At 71.7% G+C, this 21,165-nt stretch carries 20 protein-coding genes; 11 read left to right on the top strand and 9 right to left on the bottom strand.

Annotated elements, in window-relative coordinates; all coding sequences use genetic code 11:
* Positions 1–141: 141 nt before the first annotated feature.
* Positions 142–633, bottom strand: coding sequence for a hypothetical protein (locus Actkin_RS03195; RefSeq protein ID WP_189208493.1), 492 nt, complete (start codon positions 631–633; stop codon positions 142–144).
* A 20-nt stretch (positions 634–653) separates the two neighbouring features.
* Complete coding sequence (locus tag Actkin_RS03200; RefSeq protein ID WP_189208492.1) at positions 654–1,610, bottom strand: helix-turn-helix domain-containing protein; 957 nt, start codon at positions 1,608–1,610, stop codon at positions 654–656.
* A gap of 87 nt (positions 1,611–1,697) precedes the next feature.
* Here Actkin_RS03200 and Actkin_RS03205 point away from each other — a divergent pair, with 87 nt between their 5' ends.
* Complete coding sequence (locus tag Actkin_RS03205; RefSeq protein ID WP_189208491.1) at positions 1,698–1,907, top strand: hypothetical protein; 210 nt, start codon at positions 1,698–1,700, stop codon at positions 1,905–1,907.
* On the opposite strand, the gene Actkin_RS03210 is transcribed toward Actkin_RS03205, so the two are convergent.
* A complete protein-coding gene (locus Actkin_RS03210) occupies positions 1,858–3,363 on the bottom strand; it encodes a dolichyl-phosphate-mannose--protein mannosyltransferase (protein WP_229786728.1) in 1,506 nt (501 codons plus the stop codon). The two genes, Actkin_RS03205 and Actkin_RS03210, sit on opposite strands and share 50 nt — an antisense overlap.
* Before the next feature lie 122 nt (positions 3,364–3,485).
* Here Actkin_RS03210 and Actkin_RS03215 point away from each other — a divergent pair, with 122 nt between their 5' ends.
* Together Actkin_RS03215 and rsmI are read left to right on the top strand one after the other, a co-directional pair.
* Complete coding sequence (locus Actkin_RS03215; RefSeq protein ID WP_258905835.1) at positions 3,486–3,980, top strand: hypothetical protein; 495 nt, start codon at positions 3,486–3,488, stop codon at positions 3,978–3,980.
* Positions 3,973–4,797: a 16S rRNA (cytidine(1402)-2'-O)-methyltransferase gene (rsmI, locus tag Actkin_RS03220; protein ID WP_189208489.1), complete on the top strand. Its 825-nt coding sequence runs from the start codon at positions 3,973–3,975 to the stop codon at positions 4,795–4,797. Before Actkin_RS03215 ends, rsmI begins: the two co-directional genes overlap by 8 nt.
* Here rsmI and Actkin_RS03225 read toward each other — a convergent pair.
* The 3 genes from Actkin_RS03225 to Actkin_RS03235 form a co-directional block, all read right to left on the bottom strand.
* Positions 4,794–5,564 (bottom strand): ABC transporter permease, encoded by a 771-nt coding sequence (locus Actkin_RS03225; RefSeq protein ID WP_258905838.1) that lies wholly within the window; start codon positions 5,562–5,564, stop codon positions 4,794–4,796. The genes rsmI and Actkin_RS03225 overlap by 4 nt on opposite strands.
* The gene (locus Actkin_RS03230; RefSeq protein ID WP_258905839.1) at positions 5,551–6,528 is read right to left on the bottom strand and encodes an efflux ABC transporter ATPase subunit, DrrA-related; all 978 of its coding nucleotides are present in this window, start codon (positions 6,526–6,528) and stop codon (positions 5,551–5,553) included. The genes Actkin_RS03225 and Actkin_RS03230 overlap by 14 nt, the downstream gene beginning before the upstream one ends.
* A 66-nt stretch (positions 6,529–6,594) precedes the next feature.
* The gene (locus Actkin_RS03235; protein WP_258905840.1) at positions 6,595–7,146 is read right to left on the bottom strand and encodes a PadR family transcriptional regulator; all 552 of its coding nucleotides are present in this window, start codon (positions 7,144–7,146) and stop codon (positions 6,595–6,597) included.
* A gap of 50 nt (positions 7,147–7,196) precedes the next feature.
* On the opposite strand from Actkin_RS03235, the gene metG reads away from it, so the two are divergent.
* The 6 genes from metG (at position 7,197) to Actkin_RS03265 (ending at position 14,452) form a co-directional block, all read left to right on the top strand.
* Positions 7,197–8,987 carry a methionine--tRNA ligase gene (metG, locus tag Actkin_RS03240; protein WP_258905842.1) on the top strand — a complete coding sequence of 597 codons (1,791 nt, stop codon included), beginning with the start codon at positions 7,197–7,199 and terminating at the stop codon, positions 8,985–8,987.
* Positions 8,984–9,859, top strand: coding sequence for a TatD family hydrolase (locus Actkin_RS03245; protein WP_189208484.1), 876 nt, complete (start codon positions 8,984–8,986; stop codon positions 9,857–9,859). The genes metG and Actkin_RS03245 overlap by 4 nt, the downstream gene beginning before the upstream one ends.
* Positions 9,860–10,102: 243 nt before the next feature.
* On the top strand, positions 10,103–11,578 hold the full coding sequence (locus tag Actkin_RS03250) for a resuscitation-promoting factor (protein ID WP_229786452.1): 1,476 nt from the start codon (positions 10,103–10,105) through the stop codon (positions 11,576–11,578).
* Between the two features lie 1,061 nt (positions 11,579–12,639).
* Complete coding sequence (locus Actkin_RS03255; protein ID WP_189208483.1) at positions 12,640–13,260, top strand: 50S ribosomal protein L25/general stress protein Ctc; 621 nt, start codon at positions 12,640–12,642, stop codon at positions 13,258–13,260.
* A 65-nt stretch (positions 13,261–13,325) separates the two neighbouring features.
* The gene (gene pth / locus Actkin_RS03260; protein ID WP_189208482.1) at positions 13,326–13,898 is read left to right on the top strand and encodes an aminoacyl-tRNA hydrolase; all 573 of its coding nucleotides are present in this window, start codon (positions 13,326–13,328) and stop codon (positions 13,896–13,898) included.
* Positions 13,895–14,452: a DivIVA domain-containing protein gene (locus Actkin_RS03265; protein WP_258905844.1), complete on the top strand. Its 558-nt coding sequence runs from the start codon at positions 13,895–13,897 to the stop codon at positions 14,450–14,452. Before pth ends, Actkin_RS03265 begins: the two co-directional genes overlap by 4 nt.
* Positions 14,453–14,518: 66 nt before the next feature.
* Here Actkin_RS03265 and Actkin_RS03270 read toward each other — a convergent pair whose 3' ends face one another.
* Positions 14,519–16,180, bottom strand: a complete 1,662-nt coding sequence (locus tag Actkin_RS03270; RefSeq protein WP_258905845.1) for a fatty acyl-AMP ligase — start codon at positions 16,178–16,180, stop codon at positions 14,519–14,521.
* A gap of 778 nt (positions 16,181–16,958) precedes the next feature.
* Positions 16,959–18,779, bottom strand: coding sequence for an ABC-F family ATP-binding cassette domain-containing protein (locus Actkin_RS03275; RefSeq protein ID WP_189208480.1), 1,821 nt, complete (start codon positions 18,777–18,779; stop codon positions 16,959–16,961).
* Positions 18,780–18,954: 175 nt separating this feature from the next.
* On the opposite strand from Actkin_RS03275, the gene Actkin_RS03280 reads away from it, so the two are divergent.
* Together Actkin_RS03280 and Actkin_RS03285 are read left to right on the top strand one after the other, a co-directional pair.
* On the top strand, positions 18,955–19,452 hold the full coding sequence (locus tag Actkin_RS03280; protein WP_189208479.1) for a hypothetical protein: 498 nt from the start codon (positions 18,955–18,957) through the stop codon (positions 19,450–19,452).
* A 108-nt stretch (positions 19,453–19,560) separates the two neighbouring features.
* Positions 19,561–20,049, top strand: a complete 489-nt coding sequence (locus Actkin_RS03285) for a hypothetical protein (RefSeq protein ID WP_258905846.1) — start codon at positions 19,561–19,563, stop codon at positions 20,047–20,049.
* Here the strand turns inward: Actkin_RS03285 and Actkin_RS03290 are convergent.
* Positions 20,033–21,088, bottom strand: a complete 1,056-nt coding sequence (locus tag Actkin_RS03290; RefSeq protein WP_258905847.1) for an ABC transporter substrate-binding protein — start codon at positions 21,086–21,088, stop codon at positions 20,033–20,035. The two genes, Actkin_RS03285 and Actkin_RS03290, sit on opposite strands and share 17 nt — an antisense overlap.
* Positions 21,089–21,165: the final 77 nt, after the last annotated feature.

The following is a 21,165-nucleotide window of genomic DNA, read 5'->3' on the forward strand; positions in this document are numbered from 1 at the left end:
TGGGATGGCGGTGTCAAGGGCAGGCGAAGCCTGTCGCGCAGCGACGCCGAAGGCGCCCTTTACTCCGCCATCCCAGGGTTAAACAATTGAGGCCGAGGGGAGCACACCCAGGCCCGCGGCAGAACCCGTGAACGCGCCAGCTCAGGTGATCGGCCGCTGAGTCCCCACCACAGGATCAACCGCCGCGTGAAAGACCGTGTCGTAGAGGCTCCGGGCCTGCACACCGAAGGCAGCCGCCAGCGCGTACCCGATCGCCGCGTCCTGGGGCGACGACCCTGGCAGCCACACCGCAGGCAGGTTCTGCTCCGGAAAGAACCCCCGCTCCACCCCGTCCGCCAACAGAGTGCTCCCGTCAGCTTCCGGCTTGAGTAGATAGTGGACATCCCCTACCCAGGCGTCCACGCGGTAAGAGCGTCTGCTGTAACGGCCGTTGCCGGGCGCAAGCCGGGCAGGGGAGCCGTTGACCACCAGGGTCAAGCAGTCCGCATCGCGGGTGCCGATAGGGACGTCGGGGCGGGTTTCGTCGCCGCTGCGGGTGATCTCGGCCGCGGTGGTGGCGACGGCGGCCAGGACGCGGGTCTCGGTGGTGGTGACCACCACCGTTCCGTGGGTTTCGTCGGTGATCCGGGGCACGGGAAGCAGTCTGGCAGGGATCAGGCCGAACGACCCGCGAACGTGCGGCGGTAGTCGGCCGGTGCGACGCCGACGAGCTTCTGGAAGTGGTGCCTGAGCAGGGCTCCGGTGGAGAAGCCGCAGCGGCGGGCGACCTCGTCGACGGTCATCGATGTCTCCTCCAGCAGCGTCCGCGCGTGCAGGACGCGCTGGGTGGAGAGCCAGCGGTGCGGGGTCGTGCCGGTCTCGGCGGCGAAGCGGCGGGCGAAGGTGCGCTCGGACATCGCCGCGCGGCGGGCCAGGGCGGCCACCGTGTGCTCCTCGGCAAGGTTCTCCAGCATCCAGGTCAGCACCGGGGTGAGGCTGTCGCCGGTGCACGCGGGCACCGGCAGGTCGACGAACTGGCGCTGCCCGCCGTCGCGCTGCGGGGGCACGACCATCCGCCGCGCGATCGCCGTGGCCACGGCCGAGCCGAGTTCGCGGCGGACCAGGTGCAGCGCGGCGTCGATGCCCGCGGCCGTCCCGGCGCTGGTGACGATCGAGCCGTCGTCGACGAACAGCACGTCCGGGTCGAGGTGGATGTCCGGGAAGCGCTCGGTGAAGCGGTCGACGTGGTGCCAGTGCGTGGTGCACGCCCTGCCGTCGAGCAGGCCCGCCGCGGCCAGCACGAACGCGCCGCTGCACACCGACATCAGCGTCGCGCCGCGGTCGTGGGCGGCGCGCAGGGCGTCGAGGACCGCGGCCGGGTACTCGTCGCGGATGGTCGCGGCGGGCACCGCGACCAGGTCCGCGCCCACCAGGCCCTCCAGGCCGTACTCGGGGATGACCTGCATGCCCACGGTGGTCGGCAGGGGTTCCCCCGCCTTCTCCCCGCACACCCGGAACTCGAAGGCGGGCACGCCGTCCTCGGTGCGGTCGATGCCGAAGATCTCGGCAACCACGCCGAACTCGAACGGGGCCACGTAGTCGATGAGCAGCGCGGCGACGGTCTTCAGCATGCGGGCCACGGTAGCTGGCAGGATTTTGTCGCACAAGGGCACGTCTGCCACTCGTGGCAGGAATTAGCGCAGCACAGAATTACTGCCATGCTGATTCTCCTCGCACTCGCCGTGATCGCCCTGGTCCTCCTCGACCGCAACCACCAGCCCGGACACCGCATGGCGGGCTCGACCGACATCGACGACCGCGACCGGGCGCGCGTCCGCGCCGAGCTGGCCTACGCCCGGCCGGTCACCCGCCACCAGGTCAGCGCCAGGAGGGCAGCCACAGTTCGGCTTGCCACCGGGCCTCGGTGATCGAGTCGCCGTTGAGGATGGGCCACAGCCAGACGAAGTTGGCCACCACCAGTCCGACGTACAGCGCGACGGCGAGCAGGCCGGTGCCCCGGCGCTCGGGGCCCTCCCTGCTCGACCCGAGCACGTGCCCCAGCGCCAGCACCAGGCCCAGCACCAGGAACGGCGCCATCGGGGCGGCGTAGAAGAAGTACATCTGGCGGTCGATGTTGATGAACCAGGGCAGCAGACCCGCCATGTACCCGACCATGACGGCCGCGTAGCGCCAGTCCAGGCGGGCGAACACCCGCCAGAGGCTCCAGGCGATCATCGGCAGCGCCAGCCACCACAGCGCGGGCGTGCCGATGAGCATCGTGGCCGAGACGCAGGTGACCTCGCCGCAGCCGGTCGTGGAGCCCTCGTAGTAGTAGAGCATCGGACGCAGGCCCATGGGCCACGTCCAGGGCTTGGACTCCCACGGGTGTTCCTCGCCCGGCTTGGTCACCAGCTCGGTGTGGAAGGTCAGGACCTTCTCGCTGTTCTGCAGCAGCGAGCCGACCGCGCCCTTGATGACCGACCACGGGTCGGTGCCCTCGGTGGCCACCAGGTGCCGGTCGATCGAGGTCTCGCCGCCGAACCAGCCCCACCAGGTGGCCAGGTAGGCCAGCAGGCCGACGCCGACGATCGCCCACAGCCCGGGCAGGACGTCGCGCACGAGCGCGCCGACCCAGGGCCTGCGCACCCCGGCCGCGCGCCGCGCCGTGGCATCGAACAGCACGATGAGCAGGCCGAACGCGGCCACGTAGTACAGGCCCGACCACTTCACCGCGCAGGCGAGGCCGAGCATGACGCCCGCGCCGAAGCGCCACCACCGCACCCCGAGCCTCGGCCCGAACGGCGACTCGGCCGCCCACCCCTCGGCGACCGCCGTGGCCAGCCGCGCGCGGGTCTGGTCGCGGTCGACGAGCACGCAGCCGAACGCGGCGACCACGAAGAACACCAGGAAGGCGTCGAGCATGCCCATGCGCGACTGCAGGTGCGAGACGCCGTCGGCGATGATCAGCAGCCCGGCGATCGCGCCGAGCAGGGTCGAGCGGGTCAGCCTGCGGGCGATCCGGACGACCATGATGATCACCAGCGTGCCCGCGAGGGCGGCGGTGAACCGCCAGCCCCACCCGTTGTAGCCGAACAGCCACTCGCCGACCGCGATCAGCGACTTGCCCAGCGGCGGGTGCACCGTGAGCGAGTAGCCGGGGTTGTCCTCGAAGCCGCCGTTGCGCAGCATCTGCCACGCCTGGGGCACGTAGTGCTTCTCGTCGAAGACCGGCGTGCCCTTGTCGGTCGGGTACCCCAGGTTCTGGAACCGGACGATCCCGCCGATCAGCCCGATGACGGCCGTGACCAGCCACGCCCGCGCCCGATCCGACGGCATGGGCCGTCCGGTCACCCGCAGCCGGGCCCGCTCCACCGCGTCGGACACCCGCGGCCCGGGGACCGCCGCCCGCTCAGCCGAGTCATCGGCAACCAGGACGCTCACGAGGGGAGATCGTAGGCCGCCCGATGTGCGATCCGCGTCGGGCTTCGCGCGTACGCTGACCGATCGTGGCGACTACCTACCGTCCGACCCCGGCGTACACCGCCGTCTACGCCGTGACCACGGGGATCGCCGCGGCCGCCGCGGTGCTGGTCGTGCACCTCGCCGTCGACGCGGTCAGCGGCCGCTGGGACATGGGCGTGGCGCTGATCGCCGCCGGGGCCGTCGGCGTGCTCATGGCCGGGCTCACCGCGGGCGCGGTGCGCAACCGGTCCCTGACCCTGGTGCACGACGGCGTGGTGGTGGTCCGCGACCACGTCCGTACGGTCCTGCGCTGGCGGGACTTCGAGCAGGTCCGCACGATCGGCCTGTTCAAGCGGGACGAGCTGGTGTTCCGCGCCGCCGAGACCACGGCGGTCGACCCGGACAAGCCCGCCCCCCGGAAGGCGGTGGAGCGGATGCGCAGGAACGGCTCCGACCGGACGGTGATCGTCAGCGACTTCGTGCCGGACTGGAAGTCCACCGACCTCCACACCGCCGTCCGCAGGCACTCGCGTGGCTGAGGGCAGGCTGATCCTGGCGGGCACGCCGCTGGGCAACGCCGCCGACGCCTCGCCGCGGCTGCGGGACGCCCTGGAGTCCGCCGACGTCATCGCCGCGGAGGACACCCGGCGCACGAAGACGCTCGCCGCCGCGCTGGCCGCCCAGCCGCGCGGTCGGTTCGTCAGCTTCTACGACGCCGTCGAGGCGCAGAAGACCGAGGGCCTGGTCGACGCCGTTCGCGAGGGGCAGACCGTCCTGCTGGTCACCGACGCGGGCATGCCCAGCGTCTCCGACCCCGGGTACCGGCTGGTCGTCGCCTGCGCCGCGGCGGACCTGCCGATCACCTGCCTGCCCGGGCCGTCCGCGGTGACCACCGCGCTGGCGCTGTCCGGGCTGCCGTGCGACCGCTTCTGCTTCGAGGGGTTCGCCCCGCGCAAGCCGGGGGAGCGCACGCGCTGGCTGGAGCAGCTCAGGGCCGAGCCGCGCACGGCCGTCCTCTTCGAGTCGCCCCACCGCCTGCACAGCCTCCTGGTCGACGCCGCCGCCGTGCTCGGCGCGGGCAGGCGGGCCGCGGTGTGCCGGGAGCTGACCAAGACGTACGAGGAGGTCAAGCGCGGCACGCTGGCCGAGCTGGCCGACTGGGCCGAGGCCGGGGTCAAGGGCGAGATCACCGTCGTCCTCGCCGGGGCCGAGCCCGAGGCGCCCGACCTGGACACCCTGGTCGCCCGGGTCAAGGCGATGGCGGCCGACGGCGCCCGCCTCAAGGACGCCGCCGCCGCCGTCGCCGCCGAGACCGGCGTCAGCAAGAAGGCCCTGTACGACGCGGCCGTCCGCTAGGCGTTCTCCCGCTGGAACGTGCGCACGCCCCAGAACAGGGCGAGCGCGGTCATCGCGAACAGCACCAGCGAGCCGGTGAGCAGCGCGTCGGTGGTGAAGTCCCCGCGGAAGGACGCCCGCTCGATGTCGACCACGTGCGTGAACGGGTTCCACCGCGACAGCTCGTACAGCCAGGCCGGGGCCAGCCCCTGGGTGATCGGGATGAAGATCCCCGACAGCAGCAGCACCGGCATCAGCACGGTGTTGAGGATGGCCGGGAACGCCTCCTCGTTCTTCAGCCGCAGCGCCAGCGCGTAGGAGCAGGACGCCAGCGTCACCGACATCAGCCCGACGATCACCAGCGTCAGCGCGATCGCGCCCGCCGAGGCCCGCAGGTCGAAGATGGTGAACGCCATCACCAGGATGATCACCGCCTGGGCGATCGTCTGCAGCGCGTCGCGCATGACCCGGCCCAGCAGCAGGGCCAGCCTGCTCGCCGGGGTCACCCGCAGCCGCTCGACCACGCCGGTGCGCAGGTCGGCCAGCAGCCCGAAGCCGACGAACGAGCTGCCGAACAGCGCGATCTGGATGATCAGCGCCGGGGTGAGGATCTGCCACGCCGTGCCCGGCGGGAACCCCGGCGTGCTCTCGGTGATGCGCTCCAGCAGCGGCCCGAAGAAGAAGAGGTACAGCACCGGCTGCATCAGCCCGATCGCGATCCACGCCGGGTTGCGCAGCGACAGGATCATGTCCCGCCGGAAGATCAGCCAGGTGTCACGCAGGAACATGCTCGGCCTCCGTCTGCTCCGCGTCGCGCAGCGACCGCCCCGTCAGGGTCAGGAACACGTCGTCCAGGGTGGGGCTGTGCACCTGGAGGGACGTCGTGGCGATGCCCGCCGCGTCCAGGCCGCGCAGCAGCTCGGCCAGGGCCTGGTCGCCGCGCGGCACCCGGAACCGCACGGCGTCGCCGTCGGTCGACACCTCGGTCGCCTGGGGCACCCGCCGGGCGATCTCGGCGGCGCGCGGCACGTCGTCGGCGGCGACCGAGACCGCCACCAGGTCGCCGGACACCTGCGCCTTCAGCGCCGCGGGCGTGCCCTCGGCGACGATCCGGCCGTGGTCGATCACCAGGATGCGGTCGCACAGCGCGTCGGCCTCGTCCAGGTAGTGCGTGGTCAGGAAGACCGTCGTGCCGTGGGTGTCGCGCAACGCGCGGATGTGCTCCCACAGGTTGGCGCGGCTCTGCGGGTCGAGCGCGGCTGTGGGCTCGTCGAGGAAGACGAGCTTGGGGTCGTGCACCAGCCCGAGCGCGATGTCCAGCCGCCTGCGCTGGCCGCCGGACAGCGTCTTGACCAGCCGGTCGGAGAGCCCGGACAGGTCCAGCCGCTCGCCCAGCTCGACGCCGCGCCTGCGCGCCTCCGCCTTGCCCAGCCCGTACAGCCTGCCCTGCAGCTCCATCTCCTCGCCGACCTTGGCGTTCGGCGTGGCACCCGCGCCCTGGGCCACGTAGCCGATGCCGCGGCGCACGCCCAGCGGGTCGCCAGCCAGGTCGTGCCCCGCCACGGTCGCCGTGCCCGCCGTCGGCCTGATCAGCGTGGTGAGCATCCGCAGTGTCGTCGTCTTCCCGGCGCCGTTGGGCCCGAGGAACCCGACGAGCTCCCCGGCCGCGACGTCCAGGTCGACACCCCGGACCGCCTCCACGGACCGGCCGCGCGCGGTGAACGTCCGCGCCAACCCCCGTGCTGTGATCACCCGTCCCCCTCTAATCAAGTTTGACTATCGCGGCTCAGCCTACGCTGGCTAGTCAAGTTTGAATTGTCAGTCGTCGGCCATCCGGTACGCGCCGTCGAGCAACCGCCGCCGCAGCCCGGACGACCAGTCGATGTCCGCCCTGACCTGAGCCAGCCACAGCCGGACCTGCTCGATGACGTGCTCCGGGCTCTCATACGGCGTCCGGTCGCCCCAGGACTCCAGCTCGGCGACCGCGGTCCGCAGCTCGGCCAGCCGCTCGTCGAGCGCGGCCACGGCCTCGGCGCGCTCCAGCACCGGCAGCATCGCCACGGCGGCGTTGAGCATGAACGGGTCGCGGGTGACCCGCAGCCCGGCGCGCACCAGTTCGCGCAGTTCGCGCTCGCCCGCCTCGGTCACCGCGTACCGCATCCGGTCCGGGCCTGCCTCGCGCGCGTCGTCGGGCGCCTCGACCAGCAGCCCGTCGGCGGCGGCCTTGCGGATGGCGTGGTAGATCGACCCGGGGTTGATCCGGGCCCACTCCTGGGCGTTCCAGCCCATCAGCTCGGCGCGGACCTTGTAACCGTGCGCGGGGCCCGCTCCCCGGATGATCCCGAGGACCAGCATCCGCGTGGCCGACATCGCAGTCCTCCCTGACGGGGTCGCTCTTGACGTCCGTAGGCTAGGCCGCCATGAGCACCCCAGTGCTGACCGCGGTCGCCTGGCCCTACGCCAACGGGCCCCGCCACATCGGTCACGTCTCCGGTTTCGGTGTCCCTTCGGACGTCTTCTCCCGCTACATGCGCATGGCGGGCCACCGGGTGCTCATGGTCAGCGGCACCGACGAGCACGGCACGCCGATCTCGGTGCAGGCCGACAAGGAGAACCTGACCGCCCGCGAGCTGGCCGACAAGTACAACCGCGTCATCGCCGAGGACCTGCAGGGCCTGGGCCTGTCCTACGACCTGTTCACCCGCACCACCACGGGCAACCACTACAAGGTCGTGCAGGACCTGTTCATGGCGCTGTGGCGCAACGGCTACATCGTGCCCAAGACGCAGATGGGCGCGATCAGCCCGTCGACCGGCCGCACGCTGCCCGACCGCTACATCGAGGGCACCTGCCCCATCTGCGGCTACGACGGCGCCCGCGGCGACCAGTGCGACAACTGCGGCAACCAGCTCGACCCCGCCGACCTGATCAACCCCAAGTCGCGGATCAACGGCGAGACGCCGAAGTTCGTCGAGACCGAGCACCTGTTCCTCGACTTGCCCGCGTTCACCGAGACGTTGGGCTCCTGGCTGTCCACGCGCACCGAGTGGCGGCCGAACGTGCTCAAGTTCAGCCAGAACCTGCTCGACGACCTGCGCCCCCGGGCGATGACCCGCGACCTCGACTGGGGCGTCCCCGTCCCGCTGGACGGCTGGCGCGACGCCCCGATGAAGCGGTTCTACGTCTGGTTCGACGCGGTGATCGGCTACCTGAGCGCCTCCGTCGAGTGGGCCCGCCGCACCGGCGACGCCGACGCGTGGAAGGAGTTCTGGACCCCCGACGCCCAGGGCTACTACTTCATGGGCAAGGACAACATCGTCTTCCACTCGCTGATCTGGCCCGCGCTGCTGCTCGGCCAGAACGGCGCGGGCGACAAGGGCGGCGAGCCGGGCGCGTTCGGCACGCTCAACCTGCCGACCGAGGTCGTCTCCAGCGAGTTCCTGACGATGAGCGGGTCGAAGTTCTCCACCTCCCGCGGCACCGTGATCTACGTGCGCGACTTCCTGCGCGACTTCGGCCCGGACACGCTGCGGTACTTCATCTCCGTGGCGGGCCCTGAGAACCAGGACACGGACTTCACCTGGGAGGAGTTCGTCCGGCGGACGAACTTCGAGCTGGCCAACGAGTGGGGCAACCTGGTCAACCGCTCGGTCTCCATGGCGCACAAGAACGTCGGCGCGATCCCCAAGCCGACCGCGCTGACCGGCGAGGACATCGCCCTGCGCGAGCAGGCCCGCGCCGCGTTCGGGGTCGTGGGCGACAACCTGCGCCGCTCGCGGTTCAAGGCCGCGGCCTCCGAGGCCATGCGCGTGGTGTCGGCGGCGAACAAGTACCTGTCGGACCAGGAGCCGTGGAAGCGCAAGGACGACCCCGAGCGCCGCGACACGATCCTCCACACGGCCCTGCAGGTCGTCTCCGACGCCAACACGCTGCTGACGCCCTTCCTCCCGCACGCGGCGCAGAAGGTGCACGAGGCGCTGGGCGGCACGGGCGTGTGGTCGGCGCAGCCGCGCATCGACGAGGTCACCGACCTCGACGTGCCCGAGCGCGCCTACCCGATCCTGACCGGTGACTACGCCGCGGAGCAGGCCAAGTGGGAGTCGGTGGACATCGAGGTCGGCAGGCCGCTGGCCAAGCCGTCCCCGCTGTTCGCCAAGCTGGACGCCGAACTGGGCGACACCGGGCCCGAGTGGGCCCCGATCGCCCCGTGACGCCCCGCCGCGGCGAGCGTCCGCCGATCCCGGAGCCGCTCCCGGCCCCGGTGGTCGACGCGCACACGCATCTCGACGCGTGCGCGGCGGGCCGGGGGGTCGAGGCCGACGCCGCCGCGGTGTCCGAAATGGTGGATCGCGCGGCGGCGGCCGGGGTCGGCCGGGTGATCACCGTGGCCGACGACCTCGCCGCCGCCCGCTGGGCGGCCGAGGCGGCGACCTGGGACGACCGCGTCTTCGCCGCCTGCGCCGTGCACCCCACCCGGACCGCTGATTTCTCCGATGAGGACAAAGCCGCGATCGAGGCGCTCGTCCGGCAGCCGCGCGTGGTCGCGGTGGGGGAGACGGGCCTGGACTACTACTGGGACTACTCGCCGCCCGACGCGCAGAAGGACGCCTTCGCCTGGCACATCGACCTGGCCAAACGCGTCGGCAAGCCGCTGATGATCCACGACCGCGACGCCCACGCCGACATCCTCGCCGTGCTCGACGCCGAAGGATCACCCGAAGACGTGGTGTTCCACTGTTTCTCGGGTGATCTCGATTTCGCCCGCGCCTGCGTCGATCGCGGCTACGTGCTCAGCTTCGCAGGCCCGGTGACGTTCACCAACGCCCGCCCGCTGCGCGAGGCCGCCGCGTTCGTCCCGGCAGACCGGATCCTGGTCGAGACGGATGCGCCCTATCTCACACCGCATCCGTTCCGCGGCAGGCCGAACGAGCCCTACTGCGCCGCCTACACCGCACGGGCGATCGCCGATCTCCGCGGCGTCGACGTGGCCGAGTTCGCGCAGGTGGTCTCGACAACGGCGGAGCGCCTGTTTTCGTTGCCCAGCGTGACATCCCACGATTCCGAACGTCAGGGATTGCGCTGAACGGGGGAACGTGTTGATCACGCGCTGGTGTGATGGGACTCACGAGATTGCCGGATGTGTTTGCGCAACCCCCTTGCCCTCGTTACTGTCCCGTGACCGTACCTCCCGGGGCAGCGGTGCCCAGGGAAGCCCGGAGCGAGCCAAGTACACCGTCGGGGTGGCCAGGCTGCGGGTCGACACGAGAAGACGAAGAGGTGTGAGCGGCGTGCGGGATTGCGGCTCCGCCTTGGAGGACACGACCCAGTGAGCGGTAAACAGAACGGCGGTTTCGACCGCCTCGAGCACGGCGCATTCGCGGACACCGACTGGTTCACGCCGGTCGAGAAGCCTTCCGCCGACGGGCACGAGGACGACTTCCGCGCCTGGCGCTCCCAGTTCCCCGAGTACGACTACGACACGGGGTACTCCGACTCCCTCACGATCACCCCGCAGGACGTCCGCCACGCACTCGGCCCGCAGGCCGAGGAGATCATGGCGACCGCGGGCGTGGACGTCGACGAGCTGATCCGGCTGGTCAACGCCGAGACGACCGTGCTGCCGGTCATCCCGGACGAGATCGCCGCCGAGCCGCAGCCCAAGGCGGCCCCGGGCCTGATCACCGCGGTCAAGCGGTGGAAGGCCACGTTCCTCAAGGCCACCATCGCCGCCGTGCTGACCTCGCTGATCGGCGGGGGCGCCGCGGCGATCGCCATGAACAACCAGGTCACCGTCGAGGTCGACGGCCAGGCCATGGAGGTCAACACCTACGCCGACACCGTCGGCGAGGTGCTCCAGGAGGAGGGCCTGTCGGTCGGCCAGCACGACCTGGTCAGCCCGTCCCCGGCCGCCGAGATCAACGACGACGGCCGCATCGTGCTGCAGCGCGGCCGCCCGCTGACGATGACCGTCGACGGCGAGCGCACCGAGGTCTGGGTCCGCGCGACCAACCTCGGCGAGGCGCTGCGCCAGGCCAACGCCCCGCTGGCGGGCTCGTGGGTGTCGGCCCCGGCCGACGCGCCCGTGCCGCTGGAGGGCATGGCGGTCGAGATCAAGACCGCCAAGGGGATCACCCTCTTCGACGGCGGCAAGAAGCCCGCGCCGCTGACCACGACCGCGGTGACCGTCGGCGAGCTGCTGCAGGAGCTCGGCCTCACCGTCGGCAAGGACGACGCCCTCACCCCGAAGGCCGAGACCAAGCTCAGCGACGGCGCCGAGGTCCGCATCAGCCGGACCGGCGTGACGGTGATCAACCAGAAGATGAAGATCGAGCCCCCGGTCGTCGAGGTCGAGGACCCCGAGCTCGACAAGGGCAAGACCGTGGTCGTCGAGGAAGGCGTCCCCGGCGAGCGCATCGCCACCCTCCGCATCACCTCCAAGAACGGCAAAGAGGTCAAGCGCGAGGAGATCGGCTCGAAGGTCGTCAAGGAAGCCAAGCCGAAGAAGATCAGGGTCGGCACCAAGCAGCCCCCCGTCCCGGTCATCCCGGACGGCCAGGTGTGGGACCGCCTCGCCCAGTGCGAGTCCACCGGTAACTGGGCCATCAACACCGGCAACGGCTACTACGGCGGCCTCCAGTTCAACAAGGGCACCTGGGACGCCTACGGCGGCCAGCAGTACGCCGAGTACCCCCACCAGGCCACCCGGGAGCAGCAGATCGCCATCGCCACCAAACTCCGCGACGACCGCGGCGGCTACGGCGCCTGGCCCCACTGCTCGCGCCAGCTCGGCCTCCCGACCTGACACCCAGCCTGACCGAAGCCCCGGTGCCCCGCCCCGCCACGCGGGCCACCGGGGCTTCGCCCTTTCCGGGGCAGGCGACGCGCCCCACCACGCGATTGCCTAGGTGCCAACGCGTTCCCACGCAACGCGTCCGACGAGCGCTTCTGATGGGTGGACCGGCTCGGGTCGGCCGTGACGGGCAAGACCCGTTCGGTGCGTCGGGAGGCAACATCGCCGATCGGCACGATGTCGGCTGCCATGGACTCAGCGTCGGCAGTCGCCCGCGCGCAGTGACGCCCCGGAGCAGGCCCGCCCGGTGGACGTGGAACCGCCAGCGGACGTCTCACGGCCTATTGTCCGCCTCGCGGCCGTGGCCACAGGGGCAGCGCCCCGGTCAAGATCACTGAGCGCGGGCGGCTTGGGCATCGAACAGCGCGCGAACGACTGGGGAGATCGTGGCCGCACGTCATGCCTCGGGTGAAGCGCAACGCCTCCCGGAGCACCGGGTGTGGATCGACGCCAGTGCCTGGCCCGTGAAGATGACCCACCCGGACCACCTGACGAGTGGCTGTAGCCGCCACTCCAGGCGCAGCCTGCGCCCCTGGCCCTGCCGGCCCGAGCCGACGGTCCTGGCCGTGAGCGTGCATCCAAAGCTCTGCCATGGACGATCTATCCGCCCGGACCGGCTCACGAACGTCTACGCGCGGGCGCTGCTCGATCGGCAGCGCGGCAGCAAGACCGACCAGACGTGGGCGGTGACCATGAACGTCAGCATCCACACCCCGCCCCAACCGGGGGTGCGACCGCCCTGTTCTTCCAGGTTACCGGCGTCGCACCCTTGTCAATAGGGCTACCTCGCGGGCCTGTGGATAACTCGAAGCGCACCCCCACGGGCCTGCCGTCCCGCAGGCGCGTAAGCTATCCGGGTTGCCTCGGCGAGGCGGGTCAAGCGCCGGCGTGATCGACGTGGCGGCTGCATGACAGTCGCACGCGTTCACGCTCTCCGCGTCCCCTCCGCCGCAGGCGCTCCCAGCCCCGAGCAGCACCCCTGCCGCGTTTGAGCAAGCAAGGAGAGCAGCACCGTGTCCGAGGTACGTCTGGCCGCCGAGCAGCGCACGGAGTTTGGCAAAGGCGCCGCGCGCCGCACTCGTCGCGCGGGGCGCATCCCCGCCGTGCTTTACGGCCACGGTTCCGAGCCCAAGCACCTGTCCCTCCCGGCCCTCGAGTTCGCCCGCGTCGTCCGCGAGCACGGCAACAACGCCGTGCTGACCCTGGACCTCGGCGCGGAGACGGAGTTGGCGCTGACCAAGACGGTCACCACCCACCCGCTGAAGAACTACATCGAGCACGTCGACCTGCTGCTGGTCAAGCGCGGCGAGAAGGTCACCGTCGACGTGCCGGTGCACGTGGTCGGCGACGCCGCCAGCGGCACCCTGGTCAACCAGGAGCTGACCACCGTGCAGCTGGAGGTCGAGGCCCTGCACATCCCCGAGGGCGTCGAGGTCAGCGTGCAGGACGCGGCCGTGGGCACCCAGATCCACGCTGGCGACATCACCCTCCCGCGTGGCTCGGTCCTGGTGACCGACGCCGAGGCCCTGGTCGTGGCGGTCAACGCCGCGCCGACGGCCGAGCAGATGGAGGGCGAGCTCGACACCGAGGGCGCGGGCGTGGTCGAGGAGCCCAAGTCCGACACCGAGGAGTGAGTCGGTCCTGACGTGTGCCCCGGGCTCCCGCGAGCCCGGGGCATTGTCATGCTTGAGGGGTGGACATGGACACCGCACCGGCGGTCGTGGTCGGCCTGGGCAACCCGGGCCCTCGGTATGAAGGCAACCGCCACAACATCGGTTTCCTGGTGCTCGATGAGCTCGCGGCCCGCGTGGGCGGCAGGTTCAAGGCCCACAAGTCCGGCGCGGACGTGCTGGAGGGCAGGCTCGCGGGCAGGCGCGTGGTGCTGGCCAAGCCGCGCTCGTTCATGAACGTCTCCGGCGGCCCGGTGTCGTCGGTGGCGAAGTTCTACAAGGTGGCCGTCGCCGACCTGGCGGTCGTGCACGACGAGCTGGACCTCCCGTTCGGCACCGTGCGGCTGAAGCTGGGCGGCGGCGAGAACGGCCACAACGGCCTGCGCTCGATCACCAAGTCGCTGGGGACGCGGGAGTACACCAGGGTGCGGTTCGGCATCGGCCGCCCGCCCGGCCGGATGGACCCGGCCGACTTCGTGCTCAAGGACTTCTCCGCCACCGAGCGTAAGGACCTGGCCCTGGAGATCGACCGCTGCGCCGACGCCGTGGAGGCGCTGGTGGGCCAGGGTCTCATCGCGGCCCAGAACACCTTCCACGCGTGAAGGCGCCGCTGACCCCCCACACGGTGCGCGCCGTCACCTTCGACCGCGCGCCCCTGGGCAGGCGCGGCTACCACGAGGAGCAGGTCGACGCGTTCCTCGACCGCGTCGAGGCAGCCCTGTCCGGCGGGGCCCCGCTGACGCCGGACGACGTCCGCGCCGCCGTCTTCGACCAGGCATCCCGGATCCGCCGCGGCTACGACGAGGACCAGGTCGACGCCTTCCTCGACGCCGTCGTGGTCACCCTGTCCGAGGGCGCGGCGAACAGGACTGTCGTGATCCAGCGCGTGGTCACCCCGCCGGACGTGGTCGAGGTCCCGTTCCTGCCCCTGCCGCCCGCGCCCCCGAACGTCCGCGGCTACCGCCCCGACGACGTCGACCGCCTGTCCCGCCTGCTGACCGCGGCCGCGAAGGACCCGGCCAACGCCCCCACGGCGGCCCAGCTGGCCCAGCTGCGCCTGACCCTCACCCCCCTCGTCGGCCAGGGCTACGACCCCCGCACGGTCGACGCCCTCGTGGACGCCTGGACGCTGGACCTGCGCCGCCGCGAAGCCTGACCCGCGAGCGCCGAGAACGGTGGCCGCGGCTGGCCGCTTCGGGAAGCGGCCAGCCACGGGCCGCGGTCACGATTCCGCTGCTGAGATCCCGCCCGCGAGCTGCTGCCCGGCAGCCGCGCGGCGGAGCTTGCCGGACGGGGTCTTCGGGAGCGTGCCGGGCGGCAGGACCAGGACCGCGCTCGGCCGCGCGTTGACCGACTCGAACACCCGCGCCCCGACCTCGCGCTTGATGCGCTTCTCCTCGGCATCGTCGCCCGCCGAGCGGGACTCCACGACGACGGCGAAGCGCTCGCGCCGCGAGCCCGCGTCCAGGCGCACCGCGACGGCGTTGCCCGCGCGCACCCCCTCGACGGCGACCGCGGCGCGCTCGATGTCGGTCGGGTAGATGTTGCGGCCCGCGAGGATGATGACGTCCTTCTGCCGCCCGCAGATCACGATCTGGCCGTCCACTGTGTACCCGATGTCGCCGGTCGCCAGCCAGCCGTCGGCGTCCTGGGTCGGGACGGGGCCGTCGACGGTCAGGTATCCGGGCGTGACGGCCTCGCCGCGCAACTGGATCTCGCCGACCTCGCGCTCGCCCAGCACCTCGCCGGACTCGGACACGATCCGCGCCTCCAGGCCGGGCAACGGCTTGCCCAGCACCGCGAACGCGCGCGAGCCCTCCGGCGACGGCACCGCCTTGTTCTCCGCCTCCAGCAGTTCGGCGTCGATGTGGTCCAGCGTCAGCCCGGTGCCCAGCGGCGCGAACGACACCGCCAGCGTCGTCTCGGCCATGCCGTACGCCGGGAACACGCACCGCGGGTCCAGGCCGAACCGCGCGCCCTGCGTGACGAACGCCGACACCGCGGCCTCGTCGATCGGCTCGGCGCCGTTCAACGCGATCCGCAGGGAGGACAGGTCGTACGCGTTGTCGTCGTCCACGTTGGAGAGACGGCGGCCGAGCAGCGCGTACGCGAAGTTCGGCGCGGCGGTGATCGTGCCGCGGTAGCGGGAGATGAGGTCCGCCCACAGCAGCGGGCCGGTCAGGAACTCGACCGGCGTGACCTTGACCAGTTCCAGCCCGACCGTCATCGGGACGGTCAGGAAGCCGACCATCCCCATGTCGTGGAACAGGGGGAGCCACGACACCATGATGTCGTTCTCGACGTCCAGTTCGGACGTCTGCGCCATCGCGGTCAGGTTGCTGTAGAGGTTGCCGTGGGTGATCCGCACGGCCTTCGGCTCGGCGGTGGACCCGCTGGTCAGCTGCAGCAGCGCGGGGGAGTCCTCGTCGACATCGACGGGCTCGGCCAGCGGCTCGCCGGACTCCAGGTCGGCCAGCATCCGGTAGGCGACGCCGTGCTGGTCCAACACCGGAGCCACCGCCTCGAAGGGCGCGCCGAGCAGCACCAGCTTGGAATCGATCATGGCGAGGACCCGCACGGTGTCCGCTGCCCACTCGGCGAGGTCGGTCCTCGGGGTCGGCTGGTGCAGCATGGTCACGCTGCCGCCCGCCAACCACACCGCCTGCACGGCGGGCGCGATCGCCACCGGCTCAGCGGCCAACACGGCGACCGCGCCGTTGCGGGCCAGCCCGCCCGCCACCAGCGCCCCCGCCATCCGCGCGGCCCGCTCGTGCACCTGCCCCCACGTGTGCCGAACCGGCGCCTTGGGCTCCCCCGTGGTGATGCCCCGCGCCGACCCCCGGGTGCGGGCCGACTCCAGCATCATGTCAACGAACCGACTCATGCGGTGGAGCCTAGTCGGCCGACCCGCCCCATCTGGATCGACAGCGCTTGTGCGGGGCAACGGGAGTGCCTGCCCGCGCCCATCCGCGCTCGGCGAGCAGGATCAACTCGGGGCACTCACCGCCTGTGCACCCACCTCGGCTGGTGACCGTTGCCTGCTGGTTGGTGGCCGCTGTCCTCGCTCTCCACCAGTACGCCCGTCTCGCCCGCCCGCACCGGCGCATGACAACGCCAGGCGGTCCTGTCCACGGCCGCCTGCCCCCAGCTGGGTTCCCCGCTCCCGCAAGGCGTTCTGTCGTCCCTGTCGGGCGCGGCCACACCACCCGCCCTCCCGAACCAGCGCTCCAGTTGCCTCCGCCGGGTGGGCGCCCCGGCCGCCTCGTGGGATTGGGCGCTCCACCCGCTTCGCCAGATCAGTGCTCCGGTTGCCTCCGCCGGGTGAGTGCACCGGCCGCCTCGCGGGATTGGGCGCTCCACCCGCTTCGCCAGATCAGCGCTCCGGTTGCCTCCGCCGGGTGGGCGCCCCGGCCGTCCCGTGGGATTGGGGCGCTCGACCCGTTCCGCCGAATCAGTGCTCCGGTTGCCTCTGCCAGGTGCACGCCCCGGCCGCCCGGCGGGATTGGGCGCTCCACCCGCTCCGCCGAACCAGCGCTTCGATTGCCCTCGCCGGATGACGCACCCCAGCCGTCCGCCGAGGGTCGTGCGGCCGACGCGGCCACTCCCGCCGTCCCCTTCGGCGACGGGCGTCCTAGCAGAGGTCGCACCAGCCCGGCCCGTCGCTACTCCAGTGCGTCGGCCAGTTCCAGCCAGCGGGTCTCGACGTCGGCCTTCTCCTCGACCACCTGGCGGAGTTCGGCGTCGAGCTTCGCCAGGCGCTCGAGGTCCGTGCCCGCTTCGGCGACGTCGTGGTTCAGGCGGGTCTCGCGTTCGGTCAGCGTCTCCAGGCGGCGTTCGAGGCGGGCCAGTTCCTTCTGCGCCGCGCGATGTTCAGCCGATCCGGCACGCATTCCGTCGTTACCGGAGTGTCGCTTCCGATTTTGTCGGTCCTCCCCGGTAGGCTGAAGACCAAGGGGGTCAGCCCCCTGGGTGGGAGGGGTCTGTCCAGGTGGGGTGGCTCGGCGGGACAGGTATTCGTCGATGCCGCCGACCAGGTGGGTGACCTTTCCGTCGCCTAGGACGGCGTGGACGGAGTCGCAGACTCGTTCTACCAGGTAGCGGTCGTGGGAGACGACGACGAGGGTGCCTGGCCAGGAGTCGAGGAGGTCCTCCAGTTGTTGGAGGGTGTCGATGTCCAGGTCGTTGGTGGGTTCGTCGAGGAGGAGGACGTTGGGTTCGGCCATGAGGAGCCGGGCCAGTTGCAGGCGCCTGCGTTCGCCGCCGCTGAGGTCGGAGACGGGGGTCCACTGGCGGGCGGCGGGGAAGCCGAAGCGCTCGGCCAGCTGCGACGCCGACATCTCCTGCTTGCCGAGCACGACCCGCCGGGCGATCTCCTCGACGGCCTCCAGGACGCGCAGGGTCGGGGGGAGGTCGTGCAGTTCCTGGCTCAGGTGCGCCAGCCGCACCGTCTGGCCCTGGATGCGTTTGCCCGCCGACGGCTCGCGGTCGCCCGCCAGCAGCTTGAGGACCGTGGACTTGCCCGACCCGTTGACCCCGACCAGCCCGACCCGGTCGCCCGGCCCGATCCGCCACGTGACGTCCCGCAGGATCGGCTTGGGGCCCGCGTCGATCGAGACGTCCTCCAGCTCCAGCACCGTGCGGCCGAGGCGGCGCTTGGCGAAGGCCAGCAGCTCGACGGAGTCGCGGGGCGCGGGCACGTCGGAGATCAGCGCCTCCGCCGCCTCGATGCGGTAGCGCGGCTTGGAGGTGCGCGCGGGCGCGCCGCGCCGCAGCCAGGCCAGCTCCTTGCGGGCCAGGTTGCGCCGCTTCTCCTCCAGCGTGTCGGCCAGCCGGGCGCGCTCGGCGCGGGCGTAGACCCAGTCCGCGTAGCCGCCCTCGTACTGCTCGACCCGGCCGCCGACGACCTCCCACGTCTTGGTGCACACCGTGTCGAGGAACCAGCGGTCGTGGGTGACGACGACCAGCGCCGTGCCCCGGGCCAGCAGGTGATCGGCGAGCCACTGCACGCCCTCGATGTCGAGGTGGTTGGTCGGCTCGTCGAGCACGACCAGGTCCAGCTCGCGCACCAGCGCCGCGGCCAGCGCGACCCGCCGCCGCTCGCCGCCGGACATGGTGTCGACGGGGCTGTCCATGCCCAACGCGGTCAGGCCGAGGCCGTCGAGGATGGAGCGGATGCGCGCGTCGGCCGCCCACTCGTGCTCGGCGTCGAACGCGCTCAGCACCGCCTCGCGCACCGTCGACCCGGCGGGCAGGTCGGTGCGCTGGGTGACGACCGCCATCCGCAGGTCCCTGGCCCGGCTGACCCGGCCGCCGTCGGGCGGCTCCAGCCCGGCCAGCACCTCCAGCAGCGTCGTCTTGCCGCCGCCGTTGAGGCCCACCACCCCGATGCGGTCGCCGCTGGACACGCCGAGGGAGACCTCGTCGAGCAGCGGACGGACACCGAAGCTCTTGTTAACCTTCTCCAGGTTGACCAGGTTGGTCATTCACGCACCTTCGACCGGCACTGCACAGACCGGACCAGCCTACCCAGTGTCGCCCGTCACCCGGTTTTCACAGTTAATGGACCAGCGGGCGATGGGATCAATACCCTGTGTTCACCATTTTGACATCGGAACAATTTCCGACTACCTACGACGTAGGGTTTGTCTTGGAGGTGGAATGTTCCGCGTCATCGGTGCGGTTGTGCTCCTGGTCATCGCCGGATGCGGCACCGCCCCGGCGGGGGAGGGCGTGGTGCCCGCGCAGCTGGGCCGGGAGATCCAGATCAGGGCCACCGGCAGTCCCACGCTGGCGACCATGTGGCTGGACAGCGTCAAGCCGGTGACCTGCACCGAGCCGGGCAGCCTCCCGCCCAACCGCGGCCACTACCTCGCCGCGACGATCGTGCTGCAGACCACCGAGGATTACGAGCCCGACTGGGGCTGGTGGATGAGCGCGAGCGACTTCTCCACGATCGACTCGAACGGGCAGGAGAACGGGCGAGGAATCATCACGTCCTGCCTTCCGGACAGCCACTACCTCGTCGACGACTTCTACCTCTCCGACTCCGGCTACTACGGCGTCGTCCTCCTCGATTCCGCTGCCGAGCACGGCACCCTCGTCTACAGCCCGCACAACCTGGCGGGCGACACCGAGGGCTGGAGTTGGGAGTTCTAGCCCGCATCCCGTTCGGGTGGCTACCGGTGCGGGCACTGCCCGCGGCCGGGTAGACAGGAAACGGTCCCCCTCCCCGCCTGGTGACCACGACAGGACAGGAGGAGAGGCGTGTCCCACCGCAATCGCATTCTCGCCGCCGCGTGCGCACTCGCCGCGGTGCTGGCCATCCCGGTCTTCGGCGCGGCTTCGGCCCCCGGGCAGGCGCAGGCCGAGCAGGTGATCACGGTCTTCGGCACCCGGGGGCAGTTCACGCTGCCGGGCGCGCCCACCGTGGGCGCGACGTTCCTCGCGGGCGGCGAGCTGGCCGACGCGCGCAAGGCCCCGGTCGGACGGGCGGTGTCGTCGTGCACCCTCGCCGAGATCAGCACCGCCGTGCCGCCGGTCCTGACCGCGCACTGCTCGACCGTCTTCCGACTCGACGGCGGCGACATCCACATGTCCAGCCTGCGCGAGTACGCGAACGGGACCTTCAAGAACACGACCTTCGCCGTCACCGGCGGAACCGGCGAGTACAGCGCGGCGCGCGGCCAGACCCGGGCCGTGCTGGCGGACTCGAAGGCGGTCGTCTACCGGTTCGACGTCACCCTGACCGACTGACCAGCAGATCACCGCGGATGGGCGCGTCCGGGGCGCCGGTGTTGGCGACGACGACGAGGTCGCCGCCCTGCCACTGGCCCCCGGCCAGCGCGACCGCGGCCACGCCCGGCGCGGGGCCGCCCGGCCAGTCGATCGGGCCCGCGATCGTGGGGACCCGGGCGCGCCCGATCGCCTCGGCCAGCGCGGCGGGGTCGGTGGGGTCGGCCGCGTGCGCGAAGGCGTGCAGGGCGACCTCGAACAGGGCGTGCGCCAGGCCGAGCGGCTGCGCCCACGGCCTGCCGGTCGACTCCGTGTAGGCACTGGCCAGTTCCGCGGCGGTCGTGCCGTCCACACTGGACACATAAGGGTGGTCCGGGGTCCAGTAGACGATGGTGGCGACGCGGTCCAGGTTGTGCCGCCGCACGCCGAACGGGTAGGTCAACCACCGGGAGCAGGTGACCAGCCGCGGCGGGGCCGCCTGCGCGAGGAACGCGGCCAGGTCGGCGGCGGTCGCCGCGCTGGTGACGACGTCGACGTCGGCGAACGCGGCGATCTGGGGCGCGAAGTCCGGCGTCCCCTCGGTGTAGGCGGGCTCGTGCACCATCACCCGGTCGCGGCAGGCGGGCAGGAAGCCCCGGCGCAGCGCGGCGCCCTGCATGCCGTCGTTCCACAGGCACCCCACCGTGGCCCGCTCCGCGACCCGGTCCCACAGCTCGGCGAAGGCGCGCGCGATGTCGTCCAGGCCCCACGCGAAGTGGAAACCGGACGACCGGTACAGCTGCCAGGGCAGCGTCGTGGACAGACACGGCACGCCGAGCCGGTCGCACGCGTCGGCGGCGGCCGGGAGGACCGTGCTGCCCGCCATGGTCAGCACGATGGGCACCCGGTGCTCGACCACCAAACGCTCAACCGCCCGCCGCGCGCCCTCGGGCGTCGAGCGACTGTCGGCGGTGAAGATCCGCGCCCTGCCCGCGAACCGCGCGGCGACGAAGTCGAGCGGCTCCCCCAACGCCGAGAGCCTGCCCGTCCTGGGCACGACGACCCCGATCCGCAGCGACATGGGACAGGGCTACCAGCGCGCCCGACACCCCTCAACCGCAGTCACCCGACCGGTTACCGGTCCCGGCACGACCCGGA

Origin of the sequence: Actinokineospora sp. UTMC 2448 (genome assembly GCF_024760565.1) — a bacterium.
GTDB classification, from domain to species: Bacteria; Actinomycetota; Actinomycetes; order Mycobacteriales; family Pseudonocardiaceae; genus Actinokineospora; species Actinokineospora fastidiosa.